We start from the raw sequence: 434 nt of genomic DNA, 5'->3' as shown, positions 1-434 counted from the left end.
ATTTCCCCCGCAGGAATATGAGTGAAAGAGGGTTCCGTCTCCTCCAACTCTTCCGGCAGTGCCACCCATATCTGCAATCCGTGGAGCACTTTGGCCTTGTCGCGCAGCCGTTCAGGGGTTCTTTCCGAGTGTACCACCCCCTTGCCGGCCGTCATCCAGTTCACCGCCCCGGGTGTGATCTCCATCTCGCTACCAATGCTGTCGCGGTGCATGATCGCCCCCTCAAAAAGGTAGGTAAGCGTGGAAAGTCCGATATGGGGATGGGCCAGCACATCCAGGTTCTCCCCTGCCTGCATCGCAGCAGGACCCATGTGATCGATAAACACGAAAGGACCCACCGTCCTTTTCTGCCGGAAAGGCAACAACCGTCCCACCATAAAATTACCAATGCTGGCCGCCCGTTCTTCAATAATCAATCCAATATTCGACATGCT

Annotated in this window: 1 protein-coding gene; it reads right to left on the bottom strand. The window is 55.5% G+C overall.

The genetic code is table 11. From position 1 onward, the window contains the following. The coding region (locus tag B3Z75_RS12495; RefSeq protein WP_349676039.1) for a pirin family protein at nucleotides 1–434 on the bottom strand (434 nt) is incomplete at both ends.

Origin of the sequence: Proteiniphilum sp. UBA1028, from assembly GCF_002316955.1 — a bacterium.
Taxonomy (GTDB): Bacteria; Bacteroidota; Bacteroidia; order Bacteroidales; family Dysgonomonadaceae; genus Proteiniphilum.
This window is presented reverse-complemented; position numbering and strand designations above follow the sequence as displayed.